The organism is Mesorhizobium sp. B263B2A (assembly GCF_020165775.1).
Lineage (GTDB): Bacteria > Pseudomonadota > Alphaproteobacteria > Rhizobiales > Rhizobiaceae > Mesorhizobium > Mesorhizobium opportunistum.
The window spans coordinates 20,579-44,969 of record NZ_JAIUIU010000030.1 but is presented as its reverse complement, the minus strand read 5'-3'; the positions used below and the strand labels follow the sequence as shown (position 1 = coordinate 44,969).

The 24,391-nt window shown below is 64.2% G+C and carries 24 protein-coding genes and 1 pseudogene; 21 read left to right on the top strand and 4 right to left on the bottom strand.

Annotated elements, in window-relative coordinates; all coding sequences use genetic code 11:
* The first annotated feature begins 1 nt into the window (after window position 1).
* The 9 genes from LB568_RS29470 to LB568_RS29430 all read left to right on the top strand — a co-directional run bounded on the left by LB568_RS29470 (window position 2) and on the right by LB568_RS29430 (window position 10,494).
* Entirely contained in the window at window positions 2-493 is a 492-nt protein-coding gene (locus tag LB568_RS29470) for a DUF1579 family protein (RefSeq protein WP_224731976.1), read from the top strand.
* Window positions 494-505: 12 nt separating this feature from the next.
* Window positions 506-1,408, top strand: coding sequence for a succinate--CoA ligase subunit alpha (gene sucD / locus LB568_RS29465; RefSeq protein ID WP_224731975.1), 903 nt, complete (start codon window positions 506-508; stop codon window positions 1,406-1,408).
* A gap of 130 nt (window positions 1,409-1,538) precedes the next feature.
* Complete coding sequence (locus LB568_RS29460; RefSeq protein ID WP_224731974.1) at window positions 1,539-4,526, top strand: 2-oxoglutarate dehydrogenase E1 component; 2,988 nt, start codon at window positions 1,539-1,541, stop codon at window positions 4,524-4,526.
* Between the two features lie 64 nt (window positions 4,527-4,590).
* Entirely contained in the window at window positions 4,591-5,883 is a 1,293-nt protein-coding gene (odhB, locus tag LB568_RS29455) for a 2-oxoglutarate dehydrogenase complex dihydrolipoyllysine-residue succinyltransferase (protein WP_224731973.1), read from the top strand.
* Window positions 5,884-5,971: 88 nt separating this feature from the next.
* Complete coding sequence (locus LB568_RS29450) at window positions 5,972-6,616, top strand: DUF4241 domain-containing protein (RefSeq protein WP_224731972.1); 645 nt, start codon at window positions 5,972-5,974, stop codon at window positions 6,614-6,616.
* Complete coding sequence (locus LB568_RS29445) at window positions 6,616-7,125, top strand: hypothetical protein (RefSeq protein WP_013892258.1); 510 nt, start codon at window positions 6,616-6,618, stop codon at window positions 7,123-7,125. Before LB568_RS29450 ends, LB568_RS29445 begins: the two co-directional genes overlap by 1 nt.
* Window positions 7,122-7,877 (top strand): SDR family oxidoreductase, encoded by a 756-nt coding sequence (locus LB568_RS29440; RefSeq protein ID WP_013892259.1) that lies wholly within the window; start codon window positions 7,122-7,124, stop codon window positions 7,875-7,877. The genes LB568_RS29445 and LB568_RS29440 overlap by 4 nt, the downstream gene beginning before the upstream one ends.
* 23 nt (window positions 7,878-7,900) lie before the next feature.
* Window positions 7,901-9,307 (top strand): dihydrolipoyl dehydrogenase, encoded by a 1,407-nt coding sequence (gene lpdA / locus LB568_RS29435; protein ID WP_224731971.1) that lies wholly within the window; start codon window positions 7,901-7,903, stop codon window positions 9,305-9,307.
* Between the two features lie 710 nt (window positions 9,308-10,017).
* Window positions 10,018-10,494, top strand: coding sequence for a DUF2867 domain-containing protein (locus tag LB568_RS29430; protein WP_013892261.1), 477 nt, complete (start codon window positions 10,018-10,020; stop codon window positions 10,492-10,494).
* Window positions 10,495-10,497: 3 nt separating this feature from the next.
* Here the strand turns inward: LB568_RS29430 and LB568_RS29425 are convergent, their stop codons facing one another.
* Together LB568_RS29425 and LB568_RS29420 are read right to left on the bottom strand one after the other, a co-directional pair.
* Entirely contained in the window at window positions 10,498-11,568 is a 1,071-nt protein-coding gene (locus tag LB568_RS29425; protein ID WP_224731970.1) for a TraB/GumN family protein, read from the bottom strand.
* 62 nt (window positions 11,569-11,630) lie between these two features.
* Window positions 11,631-12,569 carry a tyrosine recombinase XerC gene (locus tag LB568_RS29420; protein WP_013892263.1) on the bottom strand — a complete coding sequence of 313 codons (939 nt, stop codon included), beginning with the start codon at window positions 12,567-12,569 and terminating at the stop codon, window positions 11,631-11,633.
* A 236-nt stretch (window positions 12,570-12,805) separates the two neighbouring features.
* Here LB568_RS29420 and rimM point away from each other — a divergent pair, with 236 nt between their 5' ends.
* Entirely contained in the window at window positions 12,806-13,405 is a 600-nt protein-coding gene (rimM, locus tag LB568_RS29415; protein WP_224731969.1) for a ribosome maturation factor RimM, read from the top strand.
* Window positions 13,402-14,100, top strand: a complete 699-nt coding sequence (gene trmD / locus LB568_RS29410; protein ID WP_013892265.1) for a tRNA (guanosine(37)-N1)-methyltransferase TrmD — start codon at window positions 13,402-13,404, stop codon at window positions 14,098-14,100. The genes rimM and trmD overlap by 4 nt, the downstream gene beginning before the upstream one ends.
* Here trmD and LB568_RS29405 read toward each other — a convergent pair.
* Window positions 14,082-14,834, bottom strand: coding sequence for a sulfite exporter TauE/SafE family protein (locus tag LB568_RS29405; protein WP_013892266.1), 753 nt, complete (start codon window positions 14,832-14,834; stop codon window positions 14,082-14,084). The genes trmD and LB568_RS29405 overlap by 19 nt on opposite strands.
* 328 nt (window positions 14,835-15,162) lie before the next feature.
* On the opposite strand from LB568_RS29405, the gene rplS reads away from it, so the two are divergent.
* The 8 genes and pseudogenes from rplS to leuC all read left to right on the top strand — a co-directional run bounded on the left by rplS (window position 15,163) and on the right by leuC (window position 21,352).
* Window positions 15,163-15,714, top strand: coding sequence for a 50S ribosomal protein L19 (rplS, locus tag LB568_RS29400; protein ID WP_013892267.1), 552 nt, complete (start codon window positions 15,163-15,165; stop codon window positions 15,712-15,714).
* Window positions 15,715-15,870: 156 nt separating this feature from the next.
* Window positions 15,871-16,284, top strand: coding sequence for an organic hydroperoxide resistance protein (locus tag LB568_RS29395; protein ID WP_224731968.1), 414 nt, complete (start codon window positions 15,871-15,873; stop codon window positions 16,282-16,284).
* Window positions 16,281-16,817 (top strand): MarR family winged helix-turn-helix transcriptional regulator, encoded by a 537-nt coding sequence (locus LB568_RS29390; protein WP_224731967.1) that lies wholly within the window; start codon window positions 16,281-16,283, stop codon window positions 16,815-16,817. Before LB568_RS29395 ends, LB568_RS29390 begins: the two co-directional genes overlap by 4 nt.
* A 177-nt stretch (window positions 16,818-16,994) precedes the next feature.
* Window positions 16,995-17,792 (top strand): transporter substrate-binding domain-containing protein, encoded by a 798-nt coding sequence (locus LB568_RS29385; RefSeq protein WP_140572183.1) that lies wholly within the window; start codon window positions 16,995-16,997, stop codon window positions 17,790-17,792.
* A gap of 228 nt (window positions 17,793-18,020) precedes the next feature.
* The gene (locus tag LB568_RS29380; protein ID WP_224731966.1) at window positions 18,021-18,830 is read left to right on the top strand and encodes an amino acid ABC transporter permease; all 810 of its coding nucleotides are present in this window, start codon (window positions 18,021-18,023) and stop codon (window positions 18,828-18,830) included.
* A gap of 55 nt (window positions 18,831-18,885) precedes the next feature.
* Window positions 18,886-19,522: pseudogene (locus tag LB568_RS29375) on the top strand (class I SAM-dependent DNA methyltransferase).
* A 65-nt stretch (window positions 19,523-19,587) separates the two neighbouring features.
* Complete coding sequence (locus tag LB568_RS29370) at window positions 19,588-19,860, top strand: hypothetical protein (protein ID WP_224731983.1); 273 nt, start codon at window positions 19,588-19,590, stop codon at window positions 19,858-19,860.
* Window positions 19,861-19,942: 82 nt separating this feature from the next.
* Window positions 19,943-21,352, top strand: a complete 1,410-nt coding sequence (leuC, locus tag LB568_RS29365) for a 3-isopropylmalate dehydratase large subunit (RefSeq protein WP_224731965.1) — start codon at window positions 19,943-19,945, stop codon at window positions 21,350-21,352.
* 39 nt (window positions 21,353-21,391) lie between these two features.
* Here leuC and LB568_RS29360 read toward each other — a convergent pair whose 3' ends face one another.
* Window positions 21,392-21,709, bottom strand: a complete 318-nt coding sequence (locus LB568_RS29360) for a hypothetical protein (RefSeq protein ID WP_013892275.1) — start codon at window positions 21,707-21,709, stop codon at window positions 21,392-21,394.
* Between the two features lie 146 nt (window positions 21,710-21,855).
* Between LB568_RS29360 and LB568_RS29355 the strand changes: the two genes are divergently transcribed.
* Window positions 21,856-23,052 (top strand): GGDEF domain-containing protein, encoded by a 1,197-nt coding sequence (locus LB568_RS29355; RefSeq protein WP_224731964.1) that lies wholly within the window; start codon window positions 21,856-21,858, stop codon window positions 23,050-23,052.
* A 75-nt stretch (window positions 23,053-23,127) separates the two neighbouring features.
* Window positions 23,128-24,339, top strand: coding sequence for a sensor domain-containing diguanylate cyclase (locus tag LB568_RS29350; RefSeq protein WP_224731963.1), 1,212 nt, complete (start codon window positions 23,128-23,130; stop codon window positions 24,337-24,339).
* Window positions 24,340-24,391 lie beyond the last annotated feature (52 nt).

The window sequence follows — 24,391 nt, the reverse complement described above, 5'->3', positions numbered from 1 at the left end:
CATGAACGCGTCCCCCTTCTCCTCGCTCTCGGCCGATCACCAGCGCCTGCAGGCGCTGGTCGGCGCGTGGCGCGGCGAGGAAGAGGTGTCGGGCACGCAATGGGCCGATGCCGGCACTGCGACTTCCGAAGTGCTGGCGGAGGCACAGTTCGGCGGCCTGTTCGTGGTGCAGCGCTATCGCCAGCGCCGCGACGGCACGGTTTCGTTCGGCGCGCACAATGTGTTCGGCTTCGACCAGCAAAGCGGCGCGGTGACCATGCACCAGTTCGATTCGATGGGTTTCGTGCCGACATCGCCGGCCACGGGCACGTGGGACGGCAGCGAGCTGGTTCTGGAACGGTCGTCGCCGCGCGGCGCGGCGCGCGTGACATATGTTTTTGACGACACCTACCGCATGCGGCTGCATTTCAAACCTGCCGGCAGCGATAGCTGGCAAGACATGGTGAGCGGCGTCTACCGGCGCGTCTCGCCTTCCTCGATCAACGGTTTTTAGAAAAGGGCTCAGATGTCCATTCTCGTCGACAAGAACACCAAGGTGCTGGTGCAGGGCCTGACCGGCAAGACCGGCACGTTCCACACCGAACAGGCGCTGGCCTATCACGGCACCAAGATGGTGGGCGGCATCCATCCCAAGAAGGGCGGCGAGACCTGGACCGGGTCGAAGGGCGAGAACCTGCCGATCTTCGCCACCGTCGCCGAAGGCAAGGCAAAGACCGGCGCCAACGCGTCCGTCGTCTACGTGCCGCCGGCGGGTGCCGCCGAAGCCATCCTGGAAGCGATCGAGGCCGAGATCCCGCTGATCATCTGCATCACCGAAGGCATTCCGGTGATGGACATGATCAAGGTCAAGGCGCGGCTCGACCGCTCGGCCTCGCGGCTGATCGGGCCGAACTGCCCGGGCGTGCTCACCCCCAACGAATGCAAGATCGGCATCATGCCCGGCAACATCTTCCGCAAGGGCTCGGTCGGCGTTGTTTCGCGCTCGGGAACACTTACCTATGAGGCAGTGTTCCAGACCACCAATGTCGGCCTCGGCCAGACCACCGCCGTCGGCATTGGCGGCGACCCCGTCAAGGGCACCGAATTCATCGACGTGCTCGAGATGTTCCTCGCCGACGACGAGACCAAGTCGATCATCATGATCGGCGAGATCGGCGGTTCGGCCGAGGAAGACGCCTCGCAGTTCCTCAAGGACGAAGCCAAGCGTGGCCGCAAGAAGCCGATGGCCGGCTTCATCGCCGGGCGCACGGCGCCGGCCGGCCGCACCATGGGCCACGCGGGCGCGGTCATCTCCGGCGGCAAGGGCGGCGCGGAAGACAAGATCGCGGCGATGGAATCGGCCGGCATCAAGGTATCGCCTTCGCCGGCACGGCTGGGCACAACGCTGGTCGAGGCGATCAAGGGTTAAGTGAGTAGCGAGTAGTGAATAGCGAATAGGGAAGAACAAAGTAGCGCGCGGCCCAGGGAAATCCCTACTCGCTATTCGCTACTCCCTATTTGCTCTGACAAGGAGACGGAGCGCGGCTCCGCTAAGTGACATGGCAAGACAAGATCAGGCCAACGACCAGTTTTCTCTCACCTCATTCCTGTATGGCGGCAACGCCGATTACATCGACGCGCTCTATGCCGCCTATGAGGACGATCCCGCCTCGGTCAATCCCGAATGGCAGGAGTTCTTCGCCGGGCTGAAGGACGATGCCGGCGATGTGCGCAGGAATGCCAAGGGCGCCTCATGGGAAAAGCCCTCCTGGCCGCTGCAGGCCAATGGCGAACTGGTGTCGGCGCTCGACGGCAATTGGGGCATCGTCGAGAAGACGATCGAAAAGAAGGTCAAGGACAAGGCGGTCACCAACGGCGTGGTCCTGTCCGACGCCGATGTGCACCAGGCGACGCGGGATTCCGTGCGCGCCATCATGATGATCCGCGCCTACCGCATGCGCGGCCATCTGCACGCCAATCTCGACCCGCTCGGCATCGCCAAGCCGCTCGAGGACTACAATGAATTGTCGCCCGAGAATTACGGCTTCACCGAAGCCGACTACGACCGGCCGATCTTCCTCGACAACGTGCTCGGCCTCGAATTCGGCTCTATCCGGCAGATGCTGGAGATCCTGACCCGCACCTATTGCTCGACGCTCGGCGTCGAGTTCATGCACATCTCCGATCCCGAGGAAAAGGCCTGGATCCAGGCTCGTATCGAAGGCGCCGACAAGGAAATCTCCTTCACCGCCACCGGCAAGAAGGCGATCCTTTCGAAGCTGGTGGAGGCGGAAGGCTTCGAGCAGTTCATTGACGTCAAGTACAAGGGCACCAAGCGCTTCGGCCTCGACGGCAGTGAAGCGTTGATTCCGGCGCTGGAACAGATCGTCAAGCGCGGCGGCCAGCTCGGCATGAAGGAGATCGTGCTCGGCATGGCCCACCGCGGCCGGCTGAACGTGCTCAGCCAGGTGATGGCCAAACCGCACCGCGCCATTTTCCACGAGTTCAAGGGCGGCTCCGCCGCGCCTGACGAGGTCGAGGGCTCCGGCGACGTCAAGTACCATCTCGGCGCCTCGTCGGACCGCGAGTTCGACGGCAACAAGGTGCATCTGTCGCTGACCGCCAATCCCTCGCATCTGGAGATCGTCGATCCGGTTGTGATGGGCAAGGCGCGCGCCAAGCAGGACTCTCTGTTCGGTCGCGGCCGCGAGGAGATCGTGCCGCTGGAGGAGCGCGCCAAGGTGCTGCCGCTGCTGCTGCATGGCGATGCCGCCTTCGCCGGCCAGGGCGTGATCGCCGAAATCCTCGGCCTGTCGGGCCTGCGCGGCCACCGCGTCGCCGGCACGCTGCATTTCATCATCAACAACCAGATCGGCTTCACCACCAATCCGCGCTTCTCGCGCTCGTCGCCCTATCCGTCCGACGTCGCCAAGATGATCGAGGCGCCGATCTTCCACGTCAATGGCGACGATCCGGAAGCCGTGGTGCATGCCACCAAGGTGGCGATCGAATTCCGCATGAAGTTCCACAAGCCCGTTGTGGTCGACATGTTCTGCTACCGCCGCTTCGGCCACAATGAGGGCGACGAACCGGCTTTCACCCAGCCGATCATGTACCGCAACATCCGCACCCATAAGACGACGGTGCAGATCTATGGCGAGCGGCTGATCGCCGAGGGCCATATCAGCCAGGCCGAACTCGACCAGATGAAGGCCGACTGGCGCGCGCACCTGGAGCAGGAATGGGAAGTCGGCCAGCACTACAAGCCCAACAAGGCCGACTGGCTCGACGGCGCCTGGTCGGGCCTGCGCACGGCCGACAACCAGGACGAACAAAGGCGCGGCAAGACCGCCGTGCCGGTCAAGACGCTGAAGGAGATCGGCAAGAAGCTAACCGAGGTGCCGAAGGGCTTCGAGGCGCACAAGACGATCATCCGCTTCCTCGAGAACCGCCGCGAGGCGATCGAATCGGGCGAAGGCATCGACTGGTCGACGGCCGAGGCGCTGGCCTTCGGCGCCATCCTGCTCGACGGCAACCCGATCCGCCTCTCGGGGCAGGATTCCGAACGCGGCACCTTCTCGCAGCGCCATTCCGTGCTCTACGACCAGCGCGACGAGACCCGCTACATCCCGCTCAACAATCTGTCGGCGGCGCAGGCCGGCTACGAAGTCATCAACTCGATGCTGTCGGAAGAAGCGGTGCTGGGCTTCGAATATGGCTACAGCCTGGCCGAGCCTAAGGCGCTGACGCTGTGGGAAGCGCAGTTCGGCGACTTCGCCAACGGCGCCCAGGTGGTGTTCGACCAGTTCATCTCCTCGGGCGAGCGCAAGTGGCTCAGAATGTCGGGCCTCGTCTGCCTGTTGCCGCATGGCTATGAAGGCCAGGGCCCGGAGCACTCCTCGGCACGGCTGGAGCGCTTCCTGCAGCTTTGCGCCGAGGACAACATGCAAGTGGCCAATTGCACGACGCCGGCCAACTACTTCCACATCCTGCGCCGGCAGCTGAAGCGGGATTTCCGCAAGCCGCTGATCCTGATGACGCCGAAGTCGCTGCTGCGCCACAAGCGGGCGGTGTCGACGCTGCCGGAAATCTCGGGCGAAAGCTCGTTCCACCGGCTGCTGTGGGACGACGCCCAGCTCTTGCCCAACCAGCCTATCAAGCTCACCAAGGATTCCAAGATCCGCCGCGTCGTGCTGTGCACGGGCAAGGTCTATTACGATCTCTATGAGGAGCGCGAGAAGCGCGGCATCAACGACATCTACCTGCTGCGCGTCGAACAGCTCTATCCATTCCCGGCCAAGGCGCTGATCACCGAATTGTCGCGTTTCCGCAACGCCGAGATGGTGTGGTGCCAGGAGGAGCCCAAGAACATGGGCGCCTGGTCGTTCATCGACCCCTATCTGGAATGGGTGCTGGCACATATCGACGCCAAGCATCAGCGGGTGCGCTACACCGGCCGGCCGGCGTCAGCGTCGCCGGCGACCGGGCTGATGTCCAAGCACCTTGCCCAGCTCGCCGCCCTGCTCGAAGACGCGCTTGGTGAATAGAGAAGATCTGGGCGATTAGAGAAGATCTGGGCGAACAACAGAACCGAAAGAACGGACAGGCACAATGGCTACCGAAATCCGCGTTCCCACTCTCGGCGAATCCGTCACCGAGGCGACCATCGGCAAATGGTTCAAGAAGGTCGGCGATGCCATTGCCGTCGACGAGCCGCTGGTCGAGCTCGAAACCGACAAGGTGACGGTGGAGGTTCCGGCCGCCGCCGCAGGCACGCTGGGCGAGATCACCGCCAAGGAAGGCGAGACGGTCGGCGTCGGCGCCTTGCTGGGGATGATTTCGGCGGGTGGTTCTGCCGCTGCCCCCGCGAACAAGCAGGAGGCCAAGCCGCAAGCGGTGGCGCAGGCGTCGAGCCCCGACGCGGCGCACACCACCAAGCAGGCCGCCGCCGAGACCGCCAGGATCGCCGGCGATGCCGGCCCGGTCGAGCCGCGCACCATGCCGCCGGCGCCGGCCGCCGCCAAACTGATCGCCGAGAACAACCTGTCTGTCGATCAGCTCTCCGGCTCGGGCAAGCGCGGCCAGGTGCTGAAGGGCGACGTGCTCGACGCTATCTCGAAGGGCGCGCCGTCGCAGCCGGCCGAGACGCCGAAGGCGGCACCAGCACCTATTGCCGTACGTGCGCCATCCTCCGGCGACGACGCCTCGCGCGAGGAGCGCGTGCGCATGACCAAGCTGCGCCAGACCATCGCGCGCCGGCTCAAGGAAGCGCAGTCGACCGCAGCGATGCTGACAACCTTCAACGAGGTCGACATGTCGGCGGTGATGGCGCTGCGCACCAAGTACAAGGATGTGTTCGAGAAGAAGCATGGCGTGAAGCTCGGTTTCATGGGCTTCTTCACCAAGGCCGTCACCCACGCGCTGAAGGAAATCCCGTCGGTCAATGCCGAGATCGACGGCACCGACATCATCTTCAAGAACTACGCCCATATCGGCGTCGCCGTCGGCACCGAGAAGGGCCTGGTCGTGCCGGTCGTGCGTGATGCCGACCAGATGTCGATCGCCGAGATCGAGAAGGAGATCGGCCGGCTGGGCATCGCCGCGCGCGACGGCAAGCTGTCGGTGGCGGACATGCAGGGCGGCACGTTCACCATCTCCAATGGCGGCGTTTACGGGTCGCTGATGTCGACGCCGATCCTCAATGCGCCGCAGTCGGGCATCCTCGGCATGCACAAGATCCAGGACCGGCCTGTCGTGGTCGGCGGCCAGATCGTGATCCGGCCGATGATGTATTTGGCGCTGAGCTACGACCACCGCATCGTCGACGGCAAGGAAGCGGTGACCTTCCTGGTGCGGGTCAAGGAAAGCCTGGAGGATCCGGAACGGCTGGTGCTGGATTTGTGATCGGAGCTGATCCGCAATGAGCGGCTGGCCGGATACACTACGCCGATGGTTTCGGCGTGGACGCGTCTGGCTTTTCTACGATCGGCCTATGGTCGCTTCGCCCGCCGATTGGGACGCCTCCGAGGTCAGCAGCAATCTCGGCGTCTTCGCCCTGAGCGAAGCCGAGATGGCGGAGCGGAAGATCGCCGCCACCACAATCGGTGAGCTTGAGCTGCCGACCGGCGAAATCGTCGCCTGCGATCCGCTGATCACCGGACTAGGACGGCCTGCGTTCAGCCGCAAGGTGAAGCCAGGACGCTATCCAGTCATGCTGCTTCAGGCGCAGGGCCGCATTGCCGCGGCAGTCTTGCGATTTGGTACCGGCTTGCCGGTGAGCTGGGAATTGGCCACCTTCGCTCGCGATCGCCCACCGGTTTATGAGTCGGAATTTCTTGAATTTATCGTGGATGACGCTGTCGCGTCGTTCATGGACAAGTCGCTCCTGACGTTGATGACCGACCAGGAAGAACTTGACGACTATCTTGCTGATGTTGCGTGGTCTCTCGACAGGTTTGGCATGGATAGTCCGATGGAAGGAAACCCGCTCAACGTCGCTATGTTCGATACTGGTTTCGGTGACGGCGGGTATAAGTCCTTCTGGGGATTGGACGCCACTGGCGAACCACTGGTCTTGATGACCGATTTCGAGGTGCTGGAGAACGCCGACGGCCGAGAAGGTGATCGGGCTAGCTGATGACAAACGTCGCTTCGCCCATGATCGGATTTATCGCTGGGTCGATAGTTTCTCTCGTAGCGGCTTCCGTTGCTCATGCTGCCTGCCCCATCGAACTCGCCGTCTATGGCGATGCTCAAAGCGGCAGCGAAATAGACTTCACGCCGACCGGCACCTCTGCCACCGTCACCAACACATTCCGCATGATCCTCGACAACAATGTGGTGCTGAACGGAATCGTCATGTGGAACGAAGGCGTGGCGCGGCCGAATGGCGCGCTGATGTACAAATGCCCGGAGGGCGATGCTACCGGGGATGAACTTGCCGCCTGTACGCTTTGGCATGGCGTCATCTACACGTCGGACGACAAGGGCGGCATTGGCCTGCTGCCGGCCGAGGGTGTCGAAGCGCCGAAGACGCTGATCCTGCCGGATCTCGGTCCGGCGCTGCGCCAGTCCAAACTGTATGGCGGCGGCGGGTTTTCGAAAGTGCCGTGGGATGTGTTTGCCTTGAAGGGGTGCCAGGAATGAGTGAGGCGCAAAAGGTGCTGCTGGTTACCGGCGGCAGCCGTGGCATCGGCGCCGCGATCTGCCGGCTCGGGTCCAAGGCCGGTTACCGCGTCGCGGTCAATTACGCCACGAACCGGAATGCCGCCGACGCGCTCGTTGCCCAGATCAGGGCCGCCGGCGGAGAAGCGTTTCCGGTCAAGGGCAATGTCGGCGTGGAGTCCGATGTCGTGGCCATGTTCGGTGCCGTCGACCGCGCCTATGGCCGGCTCGATGCCTTCGTCAACAATGCCGGCATCGTCGATCTCAAGGCGCGGGTCGACGAGATGTATGTCGCGCGGCTGGAACGCATGATGCGCGTCAATGTCGTCGGTGCGTTCCTGTGCGCCCGCGAGGCGGTGAAGCGCATGTCGACCCGCTATGGCGGTTCGGGTGGCGCCATCGTCAACATCTCGTCGGCGGCCGCGACTTTGGGCTCGCCCGGCGAATATGTCGACTATGCCGCCTCCAAGGGTGCCGTCGACACGCTCACCATCGGGCTCGCCCGCGAGGTGGCGCTGGAAGGCATTCGTGTTAACGCGGTGCGGCCCGGTATTATCGACACCGAAATCCACGCCTCCGGCGGGCAGCCGGACCGGGTGGAACGGTTCCGCGACATGCTGCCGATGAAAAGAGCCGGCACGGCGGATGAAGTCGCGGGCGCGGTCCTCTATCTCTTGTCCGACGCCGCGTCCTATACGACGGGCGCGATCCTGAATGTCAGCGGCGGCCGTTGAGCGCCAAGCAAAGGGAAATTAACATGGCTTATGACGTCGTAATCATCGGATCGGGACCGGGCGGCTATGTCTGCGCCATCAAGGCGGCGCAGCTTGGGCTGAAGGTCGCGGTGGTCGAGAAGAACGCGACCTTCGGCGGCACCTGCCTCAACATCGGCTGCATCCCGTCCAAGGCGCTGCTCCATGCCTCCGAAATGTTCGCCGAGGCCGGCCATTCCTTCGATACGCTGGGCGTCGAGATACCGGCGCCGAAGCTCAACCTGAAGAAGATGATGGCGCACAAGGACACCACGGTTACGTCCAACGTCAACGGCGTCGCCTTCCTGTTCAAGAAGAACAAGATCGATAGTTTCCGCGGCACCGGCAAGGTGGTCGCGGCCGGCAAGGTCTCGGTGACCGGCGAGGACGGCAAGGTCGAGGAGATCGAGACGGCGAACATCGTCATCGCCACAGGTTCGGACGTCGCCGGCATTCCCGGGGTCAAGGTCGACTTCGACGAAAAGGTCATCGTGTCGTCGACCGGCGCGCTGTCGCTGGCGAAGGTTCCCGACCATCTGGTGGTGGTCGGCGGCGGCGTCATCGGGCTCGAGCTCGGCTCGGTCTGGGCGCGGCTCGGCGCCAAGGTCACCGTGGTCGAGTTCCTCGACACCATCCTGGGCGGCATGGACGGCGAGGTCTCCAAGCAGTTCCAGCGCCTGCTCTCCAAGCAAGGCTTCGAGTTCAAGCTCGGCGCCAAGGTCACCGGCGTCGCCAAGGCAAAGAAGGGCGTCAGCGTCACCTTCGAGCCGGTCAAGGGCGGCGCTGCCGAGACGATCGATGCCGACGTGGTGCTGATCGCCACGGGCCGCCGCGCCTATTCCGACACGCTCGGCCTGAAGGAAGCGGGTGTCGAGGCCGACGAGCGCGGCCGGGTCAAGACCGACGGTCATCTCAGGACCAATGTGCCCGGCATCTACGCCATCGGCGACGTCATCGCCGGGCCGATGCTGGCGCACAAGGCCGAGGACGAGGGCGTGGCGGTGGCCGAGACCATTGCCGGGCAGGCCGGCCATGTGAACTACGACGTCATCCCGAGCGTCGTCTACACCAGCCCGGAAATCGCCTCGGTCGGCAAGACCGAGGAAGAGCTGAAGAAGGCCGGCATCGACTACAAGGCCGGCAAATTCCCGTTCACCGCCAACGGCCGGGCACGCGCCATGCTGCACACCGACGGTTTCGTGAAGATCCTTGCCGACAAGACGAGCGACCGCGTGCTTGGCGTTCATATCGTCGGCTTCGGCGCCGGTGAGATGATCCACGAGGCGGCGGTGCTAATGGAGTTCGGCGGCTCGTCGGAAGACCTCGCCCGCACCTGCCATGCGCATCCGACGATGTCGGAAGCGGTCAAGGAAGCGGCGCTGGCGACGTTCTTCAAGCCGATCCACATTTAAAGGCGACCAACGCGCGGGAGTAGCTTGGCGTCAAAGTCTCCAACGGCCCAAAAACAGAACGGCCCGCCTTTCGGCGGGCCGTTTGTATTCGATTTCGAGCCGATTACTGAGCCGGTGCTGGCGCAGGGGCGGGCGCCGGAGCCGGAGCCGGCGCCGGGGCTGGTGCTGGTGCCGGAGCGGGCGCAGGCGCTGGTTCGGCTGGCTTCATCGGTTCAGCCGGCGCGGGCGCCGGGGCCGGTGTGCTGGCCGCTGGCGGTTCGGCGGGTGCCGGGTGTTCGCCACTTCTTCCGAAAACATAATAAGCGACAATCGCCAGGATAACCACGACCAGCGCAATCAGCCAGGGACTGCCACCGCTGCCGCCACTCGGCCTGGGAGTGTCGTTTGATGGATTCGCCATAAAAGTGTCCTCCGTGGATGAAAATGATCAATCAACAGCCATCAACGCGCAACCGTTGAATGGGTTTCACGCTAGCGGAGCAAACCGCCGGAAACACGGCGCCTGTGGCCCTCCGCTGCCGTCCGACTCAATTGACGGCGGTGACAGTATAGCCGGCTTTGCGGAAATCCTCGACCAGTCGCTCAGGACTGGAAGATGGCGCCTCCCGCCAGCTTGATTTCGAGCACTGGTGCCTCGCCGGACGGCGGCGTTTCGCCACGCAGCGAGCCAAGCCAACGGATGCTATCGTTGGTTGTTGGGGATTGCCGGCATGACGATCACTGCACAGACTTTTCCCGATCCCGAAGGCGATCTTGCCGGCGCTCAGTTCGCCGACCGATACGTGCTGACAACCGATGGCCTTGCCCTGACCGCCATTGGCGCGGCCGAACGCGTCCTGGGGCGGACACCGCGATGGGTCGACCGGCTTACGCGGCTACGCAACCTCGCCGTCAAGCCATTTGGGCTGAAAACGGGGGCGGAGCCCGACGCACCGCCGGAAACCAGGATCGGCATATTTCCGCTCATCAGCCAGGCACATGGCAGGGTCGTCCTTGGCCTGGACGACCGGCATCTCGATTTCCGCATCCTGGTGGAGGTGAACGACCTCGGCGCGGGCCGGCAGGAGGTGGCGGCGTCGACGATCGTGAAGACGCACAATCTGTTTGGGCGGACGTATCTCGCCATCATCATGCCGTTCCACCGCATGATCGTTCCGGCGATGCTGGCTCAGGTCTTGATCAAATAGGGCTTAAAGCCCCACGGCAGTGACGGTATAGCCAGCTTTGCGGAAATCCTCGACCAGTCCCTGCGGACCGGGGAGATGCAGGGCGCCGACCGCCATGAACGCATTGCCCTTGGCCAGGATCGGCTCGGCGTGGTCGACCATCACCTTGTTGCGGCTGGTGATCATGGTTTCCTCGAAGGCGGCATAGCCTGAGGCGTCGTTCTGCTCCTCCGGCATGGCGGCGCGGAACAGCGGCCAGAACATGCCGGTGTCGCCACGCTGATAGAGCACGATCATGGTTTCGTTGATATCATTGACCTTGTCGCCCAGCTTCAGCGTGTCGACCAGGCCTTTCATGTGAAAGGCGAGCGGCAAGGATGCCATGGCGCGCAATTGGCTCTCGGCCGTTTCCAATCCCTCCACCGGCTTGCCGGCAGCCTTGGCGCTTTCGGCCAGCTTGACGTCGAGCACCGGCGCGCCGCCGGACTGGCGGGCGAGCTCGCAAGCCGGAAGCGCCATCATGGCCGACAGCATCCACGGCTTCATCTTGGCGACGGTGGCCGGCGGGATGCCGCGTGCGTCGAGCGCGGCGTTCATGGCGGCCGCTTCGTCCGGCTTCAGCAGGGACGACAGCGTCGTGGAGTCCGTGAACATCATCAGGTCCGGCTCCTTCAGCATCGCCGTCATCATCTTCTGCTTGTCGAGCACGTCGGTGGTTTCGATGATGATGGTGCCGGCGGCGTCAAAAGCCTTCTGCGCGGCCGTCGGCAGCGTGGTGACGCGCGGATCGGTCATGTGCATGGTGCCGAACAGGAAGGATGGTTGTTCGCCCGGTTTCTCGAGCTTCCACAGCAGGCCCTTGCCGTTCTGCGTGGCTGCGGCTTCGGCCTCGATCTTCTGGTAGGCGGCCGGGTCGGTCTTCTGCAAGGCCGATACCATGTCGGCGCCGGTGCAAGTCGGGATCTCGGCATGCGCCCTGCCAGCCGCGAACAGCAGGACGGCGAGGAACGACAGGAAAAACAGGATGTTGAGCGCGACGAGCAGTTTCAGCGAGACGTGCGCTGCGCGGTCGGCGATGGCAATGACGCGTTTCATGACACCGTTGGTAAGCGCAAAAAGCGGCAAAACGGTTAACTGGCACTGCAAAATTGAAGGGTTCACGCCCTAGGGTGCGCCGATTCGTAAATTTCCAGCAGCCTCGTCGTGTCGACGCCGGTGTAGATCTGCGTCGTCGACAGGCTGGCGTGGCCGAGCAGTTCCTGGATGGTGCGCAAATCGCCGCCGCGGCCGAGCAGGTGCGTGGCGAAGGAATGGCGCAGCGCGTGCGGCGTCGCGGTGTCCGGCAAGTTGAGCGCCGAGCGCAGCTTGGCCATGTCGCGCTGGATGATGGCCGGGTTGAGCGGGCCGCCGCGCGCACCGCGAAACAACAGCCCCTTCGGGTCGAGATGATGGGGGCAGAGCCGGCGGTATTCGGCGATTGCCCTGAGCGCCACCGGCAGCACCGGCACCAGCCGTGTTTTGCCGCCCTTGCCGGTAACACGCAGCACGGTGTCGGCTTCCGACGCCAGGTCGGCGCCGGCGAGGCCAAGCGCTTCCGAAATGCGCAGGCCGGAGCCATAGAGCAGCGTCAGCACGGCGGCGTTGCGGGCGGCGATCCAGGGTTCTTCGGCAAGTTGGCCTTCCACCGACACCACATGTTTGGCATCGCTTGCCGTCAGCGGCTTGGGCAGGGATTTGGGCTGGCGCGGCGCGCGCAAGGCTGCCGCCCCGGCGGCATTGGCGAGGCCACGCCGTTCGAGGAACCGCAGCAGCGAGCGGATGCCGGCGAGACCCCGGCCGAGCGTGCGGGCGCCGGCGCCGGCATTGCGGCGGGCGGCGAGAAAGCCGCGCAGATCGGCCGGGCGCAGATTGGCAATGTCGGAAATGCCGGGCGAGCCGCCGCAATGGCCGGTGAGGAAATGCAGGAACTGGCGGGTGTCGCGCTCATAGGCTTCCACCGTCTCGGGTGACAGCCGACGTTCTCGCGCGAGCATCTTCAGCCAGCCTTCGCGCGCTGCCTGCAGATCGGGTTTTGCCGGGATGAGGAATTCCTGCATGGTGTCGTTCCGGTTCGCTGCCATTTTCGGGCACCCGGGTTAGGAAGCGGTGAAGAGGCCGTCATTGAAATCGCAGCCCTGTGGGGCTAGGAGACAGTCGATCGGTGGCAAATCCAAACCTTGGTGATTGGCTCCTGAACCGCCTTGCGTACTGGTCACCGTAACGGAATGGATCCTCGGGTCTGCGCAGTCGCTTCGCGCCTGCTCCGCCGTTGGATGACGAAGGTAAAAGCGCCATGAGCAAGCCCCAGAACCCCGTCCAGATGGCCGTGATCGGCGCCGCCCACGGCATCAAAGGCGAACTCAGGGTGAAAACCTTCACCGGCGAGCCGATGGCGCTGGCCGACTATGGGCCGCTCTATGCCAGGGATGGCCGTGCCTTCCAGATCATCGACATCAGGCCCGCCAACACGGTCGTCGTGGTACGTTTCAAGGGTGTCACCGACCGCAATACCGCCGAGGCGCTTGCGGGCACCGAACTGTTCGTCGACCGTTCGATGCTGCCCGACGACGGCGAGGAGGACGAATTCTACCATGCCGACCTGATCGGGCTGGAGGTCCGCGACGATACGGGTGCGGCGCTCGGCAAGGTGGTCGCGGTGCACAATTTCGGCGGCGGCGACATTCTCGATGTGACGCTGGGCGGCCGCAAGGGCGTGCTGATTCCGTTCACGCAAGCCGCCGTGCCGCAGGTGTCGATCGCCGAGGGTTTTGTCCGCATCGACCCGGCTGCGGCCGGGCTTGTCGAGGACGAGGATGGCGAGGCGCCGCGTGAAGAGGATTTCGACCCGAAGGGCCGGCCGCGCGGGCCGCGCGATGCCGGGGGCAACCGGTGACATTCAAGGCTTCGGTGCTGACGCTCTATCCCGAGATGTTCCCGGGCGCGCTCGGCCTGTCGCTGGCCGGGCGGGCGCTCGAGGCCGGCACCTGGTCGCTGGAAGCAATCCAGATCCGCGACTTCGCCACCGACAGGCATCGCACCGTCGACGACACGCCGGCCGGCGGCGGCGCCGGCATGGTGATGCGCGCCGATGTGCTCGCCAGGGCGATCGACCACGCCTCTCCTGAGGGCGATTTGCGTCCGCGCCTGCTGATGAGCCCACGCGGAAAGCCGTTGACGCAGGCGCGCGTGCGCGAACTCGCCGCCGGGCCGGGAGCCGTCATCCTGTGCGGCCGCTTCGAAGGCGTCGACCAGCGAGTGATCGACGCGCGGGAATTGGAGGAAGTCTCGATCGGCGATTTCATCCTCTCAGGCGGCGAGCCTGCAGCACTTGTGCTGCTCGACGCGGTGGTGCGGCTGTTGCCCGGGGTCATGGGCAATGCGGTGTCGGGCGAAGAAGAGAGTTTTGAAAACGGCCTGCTCGAACACCCGCATTACACACGGCCGCAGGAATTCGAGGGTCGGGAGATCCCCGAAGTGCTGATTTCGGGCAATCACAAGAAGATCGCCGCCTGGCGGCGGGCGGAGTCCGAGAAACTGACGAAAGAACGCCGGCCGGATCTGTTCGGCGATCAGCCTTTGCTGAAATAGTAGAAGGCTAGGAACAGGCCGACCGCGATGACGAAGCCGCGCACCACGTTCTGCGGCACGCGCTTGGCGATCCACACGCCGGCATAGCCGCCGAGCGCCCCGCCGGGGATCATGACGATCGCCTGCGGCCAGGCGACGACGCCGCCCGAGACGAAGACGACGATGGCGACCGCGGCGATGACCACGGCCAGCATGTTCTTCAGCGCGTTCAGCCGGTGGTAGTCGCCGGCCTGAGTCAGGCCGAGCGTCGCCAGCATCATCACGCCCATGCCGGCGCCGAAGAAGCCGCCATAAATGGCGGTGGCGAACTGCGCCAGCGAACCGGCAAGTGAGCCGACGGCCGCCTCATGCCCTGGTTTCGGTGCCGGCTTCAGCCAAGGCCCGGCGGCGAAAAGCGCCGTCGCCGCCAGCAGCAGCCACGGCACCATGGCGCGGAAGGACGGGTTGGACAGCGCCAGGAGGATGAAGGCGCCGGCCAGTGCGCCGGCCGCCGAGATCAGGCATAGCAGCAGGGCGCCGCGCCAGAAATGCTTGATGTCGGTCCAATAGGCGAGCGTCGAAGTGATGTAGCCCGGAAATTGCGTGACCGAGGAGGTCGCGTTGGCGACGATCGGCGGCACGCCGACCAATGTCATGGCGCCGAAGGTGATGAAGGTGCCGCCGCCGGCGACCGCATTGGCGGCGCCTGACAGAAAGCCCGCCAGGAAAAGCAGGGTGGCGTCGAGAACAGACATGGAGTGCCGCCGTGGAAAACTGTGTTATGTCAGGCTTAGAAAGCCCCGGTGACCAGCGCAACCCGGCACGGCCGGTATTACAATGGGGCCATGCCGGCAAAAAAGTCTCTGGCGCGGGCGTGACAAAGTGCTGAAATAGCTGTATGTGCCCGCCCGTACCGGCAAGAAAAATCTGCCGGGCCCGTCAACAATGACGGTGTAGTCGCCCCTGTCCGATGTCTGAAGATGGATGTCTTCTCGACAAAGGACATAGCCGAGTGGTCATTGGAACTGCAAGGCGAGTGTCGGACGCTCTGACTGTCGGAAGAACAAGAAGTGGATTATTGAGATGGATCTCATCCGTCAGCTCGAGGCCGAACAGGCCGCCAAGATCGAAGCCAAGCGCAAGCTTCCCGAATTCCAGCCCGGCGACACCGTGCGCGTCCAGGTCCGCGTGACCGAAGGCACCCGCACCCGCGTCCAGGCCTATGAGGGCGTCGTCATCGCCCGCGCCGGTTCCGGCTTCCAGGAAAATTTCACCGTCCGCAAGATCTCCTACGGCGAAGGCGTCGAGCGCGTGTTCCCGGTCTACTCGCCGATGGTCGAGGGCGTCGAGATCGTGCGTCGCGGCAAGGTGCGTCGCGCCAAGCTCTATTACCTGCGCGACCGTCGCGGCAAGTCGGCCCGTATTTCGGAAAATACCGGCGTGCGCGCCCGCAAGCTCAACGATGAAGAGCGCGATGCGCTGAACGCCGAGAAGGCCCGCATCGAGGCTGAGAAGGTCGCCGCCGCCCAGGCGCTGGCCGCCGAGACGGCCGCCAAGGAAGCCGCCGAGAAGAAGGCAGCCGCCGAGGCCGAGGCAGCAGCCAAGGCCGCCGCGGAAGCGACCCCCGCCGAATAAGGTTTCGGAAAATACATTCAAAAAGGCGGCTTCGGCCGCCTTTTTTCGTTTCACCAGACCGTGAACGCTTTCGGCCCCGAAAATCGGATGCGGGGCGTTGACGGCATATTATCTTGTGTACTAAACAATAGTGCACAAAATAATTGGAGATTTGATATGGCACTCTATACGACACACGCTCACGTCACCGGCGGCCGCGCCGGCCATGGCGAGACCAGCGACGGCCTGCTCAAGGTCGATCTGGCAATGCCCAAGGAACTGGGCGGGCCGGGAGGCGCCACGAACCCCGAACAGCTTTTCGCCGTCGGCTACGCCGCCTGCTTCGAAAGCGCCGTCCGCTTCATCGCGCGCAAGCAGAAGCTGCCGCTCGAGGATGCCGCGATAACGTCTACCGTCAGCCTTCTTCCCAATGGCGAAGGCTTCAAGCTCGGCGTCGCGCTCGCGGTGGAGACGAAAGGCCTTGATCAGGCGGCGGCGGAAGCGCTTGTATCGGAGGCGCATAATGTTTGCCCCTATTCGAACGCCATCAGGGGCAACATCGACGTAGCGCTTTCGGTAAGGGCGGCATGACGGGAAAGACCACAAAGAGCGCTAGCGACGTCCCGGCGGAGGCCGTCGGGACGATTCCCGTGCCACGGCTCGACCAGCAGCTCTGCTTCGCGCTCTATTCGGCGAGCGGGCTGATGACCAAGGTCTATCGGCCGCTGCTCGAGCCGCTCGGTCTCACCTATCCGCAATATCTGGTGATGCTGGCGCTGTGGGAGCGAACGCCAAGCACGGTTGGCGAGCTGGGCGTGGCGCTCGGCCTGGATTCCGCCACGCTGACGCCGCTGATCAAGCGGATGGAAGCAGGCGGTCTCGTCACTCGCCGGCGCGACGCCGCGGACGAGCGCCGCGTGCTGGTGGAACCGACGGCCAAGGGCCAGGCGTTGCGCGCGCGCATGAAGGACGTGTCCACCGCATTGGCTTGCGCCGTGCCGCTGGAGCCGGGCGACGTGAAAGCCTTGCACGCGACACTCACCCGCCTCGTTTCAAGCATGCGCAGCGCCATCGCCGATGACCGGCCGGCGGACGCGGAAGCGTTGACCCCTGCCGCGGTGTAACCGATCACCCCGAAATTCCCGGCCCGAAATTCATCGATTGAGGGCATCGGAATCCCTTTTCGCCTGCACTGACGCAGCGGACCGTCTTGCGTGGCGCTTGCGGCAAGCTAAAGTCGGCGCGGATTTTCCTGCAAGCCCGGCCGACGACCGGGCGCTTTCAATTTTCGGGAGTGTGTCATGACCAAATCGAAACTGCTGCTGGCCGGCCTGCTTGCCCTCATCCTGACGCCCGTTGCCGCCCTCGCGCAGGCGCTGCCTGATCTCGGCGGCAAGAAGGTAGTGGTGGTGACCGAGAACGCCTATCCGCCGCTGCAATTCATCGATGCCAAGACCGGCAAGCAGATCGGCTGGGAATATGACGCGATGGACGAAATCGCCAAGCGGCTCAATTTCAAGGTCGAGTACCAGAACACCTCCTGGGACGCGATGATCCAGGCGGTTTCCGACAACCAGTACAACATCGGCATGACCGGCATCACCATCAAGGACGACCGCAAGGCGAAGGTCGATTTCTCCGACCCCTATATGCGCTCGGAACAGTTCATGCTGGTGCGTGGCGATGAAAGCCGCTTCACCGATGCCAAGACCTTCGGCGCCTTCAAGGACGGGCTGATCGGCGCGCAGGCCGGCACCACGCCCTTCTACACCGCCGTCTATAGCGTGCTCGATGGCAACGAGCAGAACCCGCGCATCAAGCTGTTCGAGACCTTCGGCGCCACGGTGCAGGCGTTGAAGTCCGGCGACGTCGACGTGGTGCTGACCGACGGCACCGCCGGCAAGGGCTATGTCGATGCTTCCGAGGGCAAGCTGAAGCTGATCGGCGGCCCGCTCGGCACCGAGGATTTCGGCTTCATCTTCCCGAAAGGGTCCGACCTGGTGAAGCCGGTCAACGCGGCGATCGCGGCGCTGAAGGCGGATGGGACCTTCGATGCGCTCAACAAGAAGTGGTTCCTTGACTACAAGATGGGGCAGTGATTTCCCGCTGACTTTGCGCTTGAACGCCCCCCTCCGCCCTGCCGGGCATCTCCCCCTCAAGGGGGGAGATCGGATGTCTTTTCCGATTTCGCTAATCAGCAATGTTGTAAGAAGAGTACCGCCGACGAGGCTGCCAATCTCCCCCCTTGAGGGGGAGATGTCCGGCAGGACAGAGGGGGGCGCCTTGGCACCTGACCTTCGCGATATCTGCCTTGTCAGCATTGCCTGATGGCACCTCTGTCCTCCTCCAAGCCCGACTTCCCCTGGTGGCTTGCGGTTGCCGCCGTCCTGGCCCTGGCGGCCGCCTTGTTCATCGCCACCAGCAACCTTTATGCCCAGGTCTTCGCCACGGTCGCCAAGGGCATCGGCGTCACCGTCTTCGTCACCGTGGTCGCCTTTGCGCTGGCGTCCGCCATTGGTCTCGGCATTGCGCTGATGGGATTGTCGGGCTCGCGCTGGCTGCGCCAGATCGCCCGCTTCTACGTCGAGATCATCCGCGGCGTGCCGATCCTGGTGCTTTTGTTCTGGATCGCCTTCGCCGGCGCGCCGGCCTTCGTCGCGGCCTGGAACACGCTGACCGCGCCTCTGCAGAATGCCGGCCTGTTCGGCGAGCTTCTGGTGCGCGACGTGTCGCTTTTGTGGCGCGCAGTCATGGCGCTGACCATCGGCTACTCGGCTTTTATCTCGGAGGTTTTCCGCGCCGGTATCCAGGCTGTCGAAAAGGGCCAGATCGAGGCGGCGAAGGCGCTCGGGCTGAGCCGCGCGCAACGCTTCCGGCTGATCGTGTTCCCGCAGGCGATCCGCACCATCCTGCCGCCACTCGGCAATGATTTCGTCGCCCTGGTCAAGGATTCCTCACTGGTCTCGGTGCTCGGCGTCGCCGATATCACCCAGATGGGCAAGGTCTATGCCGCCGGCTCCTTTCGCTTCTTCGAGACCTATTCGATAACAGCCTACATCTATCTCATCCTGACCGTCGGCCTGTCGCTGGCGCTCAGAGCGCTGGAGCGGCGGCTGCGCCGCCAGCACGAGGAATAGTTTTTGGACAAGGACGGCGTTACGATCACCTCGACATATCTGGTTGGGAGGTTTCATGATCGTCGACAAGGCCAATGCCGCGCTGGATTCCGTCTACGGCGCCGACACGCCGGAAGCGCTTGAAGAGGCCTACGCCGCATGGGCCGCGACCTATGACAGCGAAACCGCCTCGCTCGGCTACCTGCTGCCGTTCCTGATCACCGCCTGGGTGGCGCGCCACGTGCCGGCGGGTGAAGGGCCGCTGCTCGACGCCGGCTGCGGCACCGGCTTGTCGGGGCCGTCGCTGAAGGCGTTGGGTTACGGCGACATTGCCGGGCTCGATCTCTCGGACGATATGCTGAAGATCGCCGGCAGCCGCAACGCCTATGGCGAGCTGAAGCAGGCGATGCTTGGCGGGCCGTTGCCATGGCCGGACGGGTATTTCCGCGCCTTCTTCTCGACTGGCGTCTTCACCATCAGGCCACGCGCCGGCCTCGGGCCTGCACGAGCTGGTGCGTATCACCAGAAAGGGCGGCCACGCCATCTTCACCGTGCGCGACCAGGTGTTCGAAAACGGCGGTTTTCAGGCGGCGTTCGATGAGCTGGAGCGGACAAGGAAATGGCGGCCTGTGGAGCAAAGCCCGTGGTTTCGCTGTTACGCGATCGCTGAGCCGGATGCGCTGGTGAAGACGTTTGTGTTCGAGGTGCTGTGAGCTGCGAGTTCTTCCTTCCCCCCTTGTGGGGGAAGGTGGCCTTGCGAAGCGAGGTCGGATGAGGGGTGTTCCAGCTTGGCAAAGACGGAGATCCTTCGCGCACCCCTCAACCGTCTCGGCTCTGCGCGCCGATCCACCTTCTCCCACAAGGGGAGAAGGGAAAGCCGCGCCGCGCCACGCCGCAATTGCCGAAAAGCCAAAACATTGATATGAGCCACGCCATGGAAGAGCTTTTTGGCGATCCGGCTTACAAGGGTTTCGTGCTGCAGGATAGAAAACGCCTGCCGTCGCGCTTTTCCGCGCGCGTCAGCGGCGCGCTGACCAGCCGACTTAGCTAGGCCGACCTGTCCAGGTCGTTGCGCCGGACCCGACCTGCCGGCATCTGCTCTCCCCAATTCTCATATCGACGGATTTACGCACATGAGCGCACCGCGCACCCTCTACGACAAGATATTCGACGACCATGTCGTCGACCGCCAGGACGACGGCACCTGCCTGCTCTACATCGATCGCCATCTCGTCCACGAAGTGACCAGCCCGCAGGCTTTCGAAGGCCTGCGCCTGAGCGGCAGGAAAGTCCGGCATCCGGAAAAGACGCTGGCCGTGGTCGATCACAATGTCTCGACCTCGCCCGAGCGCAAGTTCGGCATCAAGAACGAGGAAAGCCGCATCCAGGTCGAGGCGCTGGCCAAGAACGCCAGGGATTTCGGCGTCGAATATTATTCCGAGAACGATATCCGCCAGGGCATCGTCCACATCATCGGTCCCGAGCAGGGCTTTACCTTGCCCGGCATGACCATCGTCTGCGGCGACAGCCACACCTCGACCCACGGTGCTTTCGGCGCATTGGCGCACGGCATCGGCACCTCCGAGGTCGAGCATGTGCTGGCGACGCAGACGCTGATCCAGCGCAAGGCCAAGAACATGCTGGTGCGTGTCGACGGCGTGCTGCCGGAAGGCGTCACCGCCAAGGACATCATCCTGGCCATCATCGGCGAGATCGGCACCGCCGGCGGCACCGGCTATGTCATCGAATACGCCGGCGAGGCGATCCGCTCGCTGTCGATGGAAGGCCGCATGACGATCTGCAACATGTCGATCGAGGGCGGCGCGCGCGCCGGCCTGATCGCCGCCGACGAGACGACCTTCGCCTATGTCAAGGACAAGCCGCGCGCGCCGAAGGGCGCTGCCTGGGATGCGGCACTCGAATACTGGAAGACGCTGCAGTCGGACGAAGGGGCGCATTTCGACAAGGTGATCGTGCTCGACGCGGCCAAGCTGCCGCCGATCGTCTCCTGGGGTTCGTCGCCCGAGGATGTCGTCTCGGTGCAAGGCATCGTGCCGAACCCGGCCGACATCACCGATGAGAACAAGCGCACCTCCAAGCAGCGCGCGCTCGACTATATGGGCCTGACGCCGGGGACGAAGATCACCGACATCGCGCTCGACCGCGTCTTCATCGGCTCCTGCACCAATGGCCGTATCGAGGATCTGCGCGCCGTCGCCAAGGTGGTCGAAGGCAAAACGGTCAGCCCGCATGTCGATGCGATGATCGTGCCGGGCTCCGGCCTGGTCAAGGAACAGGCGGAAGCCGAGGGTCTCGACAAGATCTTCCTCGCCGCCGGCTTCGACTGGCGCGAGCCGGGCTGCTCGATGTGCCTGGCCATGAACGACGACCGGCTGAAGCCGCATGAGCGCTGCGCCTCGACTTCGAACCGCAATTTCGAGGGCCGGCAGGGTTTCAAGGGCCGCACCCATCTGGTGTCGCCGGCGATGGCGGCGGCGGCGGCGATCGCCGGCCACTTCGTCGACATCCGCGACTGGAAATAATCCCAACTTCAACAGAACCCGAGCCGCGCGGGCTCGGGTTCAGGGTTTTCCGTCGCGGCGGACGAGCTCGTGGAACTCCTCCCGGCGTCCCGGCTGGTCGGAAGCGACCACAAGCGCCAACTGCTGCTCTTCGAAGAGCCTGAACCATTCGTCCCATTCGACGAGTTCATAGCCTCCGGCATTGATCGGCCGTTCCGGCTGGTCTTGATCCTGGTAGGCATGCTGGCCAAAGACCAGCCTCAACATGGGCTGTGTTCCCGCTTCGGGCGATATATCGACGATCGCGGGAAAACCGGCTCGTCCGGCAGCCCACGAGCGGATTGCTTCGTGGTCGGTCAGTGTAATCATGTCGGCCATGGGCTGCTCCCGATTGTGACCTCAGAACGCTGGCCGCGGGTTGGGGTTCCCTGACAATATGTCGAGACTTGGCCCGGGCTTAACCGCTTGTTTGCGCTTGCGCTCTAAGGTCTTCCCTGACGTCAGCGAGGGGAAGTCATCGTCCTTTGGACACCGGTCTGTTGATAGCGCTGCTCAATCCGACGATCGCGCTGGCACTCGGCGCGGCCTTCCTCGTGCTATGGGCCCATCAGCGCCATCGTCCCTATCTGGCCGTGCTGGCGATAAGTTACTGCGTCTCGGCGCCGGGCTTTCTGTTCCAGTATTTCACCTTGCCAATTGGCATCGTGCTGACCAAGCTGGTGTCCAACATCTGCTTCGCCATTGCCGGCTGCTGCCTGTCCAGCGCCATTGTCGCCCGCTACGGCCGCAAGGTGCCTTATGTCGGGATCGGCGTGCTGGCGCTTGGCGGGCTGGTGTCCTTCTGTTGGTTCCTGTTCGTGGCGCCGGATCTCACCTGGCGCATCCTGGCGATGAATTTCGCCTTCGGCGGCATCAGTCTGCTGGTCGCCGCCGAACTCAGACCGGTGCGTAATAACGGCCCGACGGAAAAAATCCTGTTCGTGCTGTCGCTGCTGTCGGGCCTCAACTTCTTCGTGCGCACTCTCGTCGTGGTCATCGCGCACGGCCCGTTTGCCAGCTATGACGGGTTCTATGGTTCGTCCTACTGGACGACGGCGCTGCTGTCGCACGCGCTTTTGTCGCTGCTGATCGCGCTCTGCCTGTTCACCGCCGCCGCACTCGACGTGATGAAGGCGCTGAAGACCGAAACGTTTACCGATCCGCTGTCGGGCCTGCTCAACCGCCGTGGTTTCGAGGAGCGCGCCGCGAGGCTGCTGGAGACTTGCGCCAGGGCAAAATTCCCGGTGGCCCTGGTGCTGGCCGACCTCGACCACTTCAAGGCGCTCAACGATGTGCATGGCCATGCGGCGGGCGACCGCGTGATCGCCGACTTCGCCGCCAAGCTTCAGGCGGCGGCCGGGACGCGGGGTGCCGCGGGGCGCATCGGCGGCGAGGAGTTCGCGGTGCTCCTGCCGCTCAGCGATCTCGCATCGGCGCGATTGTTCGCCGAGGCCGTGCGCACGCTTTATTCGGCCGGCAGCGTTGACGGGCTTCCTCCGGGCACCAAGGTCACCGCCAGTTTCGGCGTGGCGGCGCGCAGCGGCGGCGAGGCGCTGGAGCCCCTGATGCGCCGCGCCGACGAGGCGCTCTACAAAGCCAAGAAGAACGGCCGCGACAGTGTGCGCCTGTCTTACGAGCGACCGGAAACGGTGTTCGTGGCGGAGCCGCTCAAGGCGAGCTGATCCGGCGCGCCCGGCCTCGCGTTAACGTCTTTTTCGCCCGTCGATGCTTAGGTGGGGCTCGGGGTTTGAAAGAAGATGAGCGGCGCCAACTTCATCCTGTTGATCAACCTGTCGGTTGCCGGCTTGCTGGCGGCTGCCTTCATGGCGGTCGCGTTGCATGATGCCGGCCGCGCGCCGGCGCGCTGGTTTGCCTTCGGCTACCTGCTGGGCATGGTCTATTCGGCCATCGAATTCAGCATTCCCGCCTTCACCGATGCGCGGCTCCCGGTGGTCGCCGCCTTCGCGGTTTTCCTTGCCGCCACCATCGCCTTCAATGGCGGGCTGGCCCGCAAATACGGCGTGGCGCCGCCATGGTCGCCGATGCTGTTCTTCCTTTTCGCCACCACCGTCGCCGTCTATTTCGTCCAGGACCTGCCGCGCCAGTCGCTGGTCCGCATGATGGCCTACCAGCTTCCCTATGCCGTCATGCAGTTCGTCGGGCTGGTCATCGTCTGGTCGTCAAGACAAAGGCGTGGCCGGCTCGATCTCATATTGATGGGGGTGCTCGCGGCCAGTGGCCTGCAGTTCGCCTCCAAGCCGTTCATCGCCCATGCGCTGGGCGGCTGGGGCGCCAATCCGCAGGCCTACCTGCAAAGCAACTACGCGCTGGTGTCGCAGTCGCTCGGCACCGTCTTCGCGCTGGCGCTGGCACTGCTGACGCTGGCCATACTCGCTCGCGATGTGCTGGTCGAAGTGATCTCGAAGTCGGAGGTGGATATGCTGTCGGGGTTGTTCAATCGCGGTGGCTTCACGCGCCAGGCCGAGCTGGCGGTGCTCGGCGCCGTGCGGCAAGGCGTGCCGGTCGCCTTGGTGATTGCCGATCTCGATCATTTCAAGAGCATAAACGACGGTTTCGGCCATGCGTCCGGCGACCGGGTGATCGAGACCTTCGCCGGCCTCCTTCGAGAGGCCGCCGCCGGCCACCACGCCGCGGGCCGGATCGGTGGCGAGGAGTTCGCCATCATCCTGACGGGAACCAACCTTGCCGGCGCCCGGCTGTTCGCCGAGGGCACGCGCAGCGCGTTCGGCACGCTGCCCATCGACGGGCTGCCGGCCGACAATCGCTGCACGGCGAGCTTCGGGGTTGCCGAACTACATCCGGGCGAAACCGTTGCCGATCTCATGCGGCGTGCCGACGAGGCGCTCTATCTGGCGAAGAATGCCGGTCGCGACTGCGTACGTGTCTCAGCCGGACCCGGAGGCGAGTGGCCGGCTAACGCAATCGTCGTGAGTTCCAGATCAGGATGACGTTTGGTTGGACCGTGATCCTGATCCGACTCTTTCTTGGAGCATGATCTCT

Bases quoted from the DNA above. Each gene is read 5' to 3' on its own strand.
- LB568_RS29470 (WP_224731976.1), top strand. From the start codon at position 2: ATGAACGCGTCCCCCTTCTCCTCGCTCTCGGCCGATCACCAGCGCCTG.
- sucD (WP_224731975.1), top strand. From the start codon at position 506: ATGTCCATTCTCGTCGACAAGAACACCAAGGTGCTGGTGCAGGGCCTG.
- LB568_RS29460 (WP_224731974.1), top strand. From the start codon at position 1,539: ATGGCAAGACAAGATCAGGCCAACGACCAGTTTTCTCTCACCTCATTC.
- odhB (WP_224731973.1), top strand. From the start codon at position 4,591: ATGGCTACCGAAATCCGCGTTCCCACTCTCGGCGAATCCGTCACCGAG.
- LB568_RS29450 (WP_224731972.1), top strand. From the start codon at position 5,972: ATGGTCGCTTCGCCCGCCGATTGGGACGCCTCCGAGGTCAGCAGCAAT.
- LB568_RS29445 (WP_013892258.1), top strand. From the start codon at position 6,616: ATGACAAACGTCGCTTCGCCCATGATCGGATTTATCGCTGGGTCGATA.
- LB568_RS29440 (WP_013892259.1), top strand. From the start codon at position 7,122: ATGAGTGAGGCGCAAAAGGTGCTGCTGGTTACCGGCGGCAGCCGTGGC.
- lpdA (WP_224731971.1), top strand. From the start codon at position 7,901: ATGGCTTATGACGTCGTAATCATCGGATCGGGACCGGGCGGCTATGTC.
- LB568_RS29430 (WP_013892261.1), top strand. From the start codon at position 10,018: ATGACGATCACTGCACAGACTTTTCCCGATCCCGAAGGCGATCTTGCC.
- LB568_RS29425 (WP_224731970.1), bottom strand. From the start codon at position 11,568: ATGAAACGCGTCATTGCCATCGCCGACCGCGCAGCGCACGTCTCGCTG.
- LB568_RS29420 (WP_013892263.1), bottom strand. From the start codon at position 12,569: ATGCAGGAATTCCTCATCCCGGCAAAACCCGATCTGCAGGCAGCGCGC.
- rimM (WP_224731969.1), top strand. From the start codon at position 12,806: ATGAGCAAGCCCCAGAACCCCGTCCAGATGGCCGTGATCGGCGCCGCC.
- LB568_RS29405 (WP_013892266.1), bottom strand. From the start codon at position 14,834: ATGTCTGTTCTCGACGCCACCCTGCTTTTCCTGGCGGGCTTTCTGTCA.
- rplS (WP_013892267.1), top strand. From the start codon at position 15,163: ATGGATCTCATCCGTCAGCTCGAGGCCGAACAGGCCGCCAAGATCGAA.
- LB568_RS29395 (WP_224731968.1), top strand. From the start codon at position 15,871: ATGGCACTCTATACGACACACGCTCACGTCACCGGCGGCCGCGCCGGC.
- LB568_RS29390 (WP_224731967.1), top strand. From the start codon at position 16,281: ATGACGGGAAAGACCACAAAGAGCGCTAGCGACGTCCCGGCGGAGGCC.
- LB568_RS29385 (WP_140572183.1), top strand. From the start codon at position 16,995: ATGACCAAATCGAAACTGCTGCTGGCCGGCCTGCTTGCCCTCATCCTG.
- LB568_RS29380 (WP_224731966.1), top strand. From the start codon at position 18,021: ATGGCACCTCTGTCCTCCTCCAAGCCCGACTTCCCCTGGTGGCTTGCG.
- leuC (WP_224731965.1), top strand. From the start codon at position 19,943: ATGAGCGCACCGCGCACCCTCTACGACAAGATATTCGACGACCATGTC.
- LB568_RS29360 (WP_013892275.1), bottom strand. From the start codon at position 21,709: ATGGCCGACATGATTACACTGACCGACCACGAAGCAATCCGCTCGTGG.
- LB568_RS29350 (WP_224731963.1), top strand. From the start codon at position 23,128: ATGAGCGGCGCCAACTTCATCCTGTTGATCAACCTGTCGGTTGCCGGC.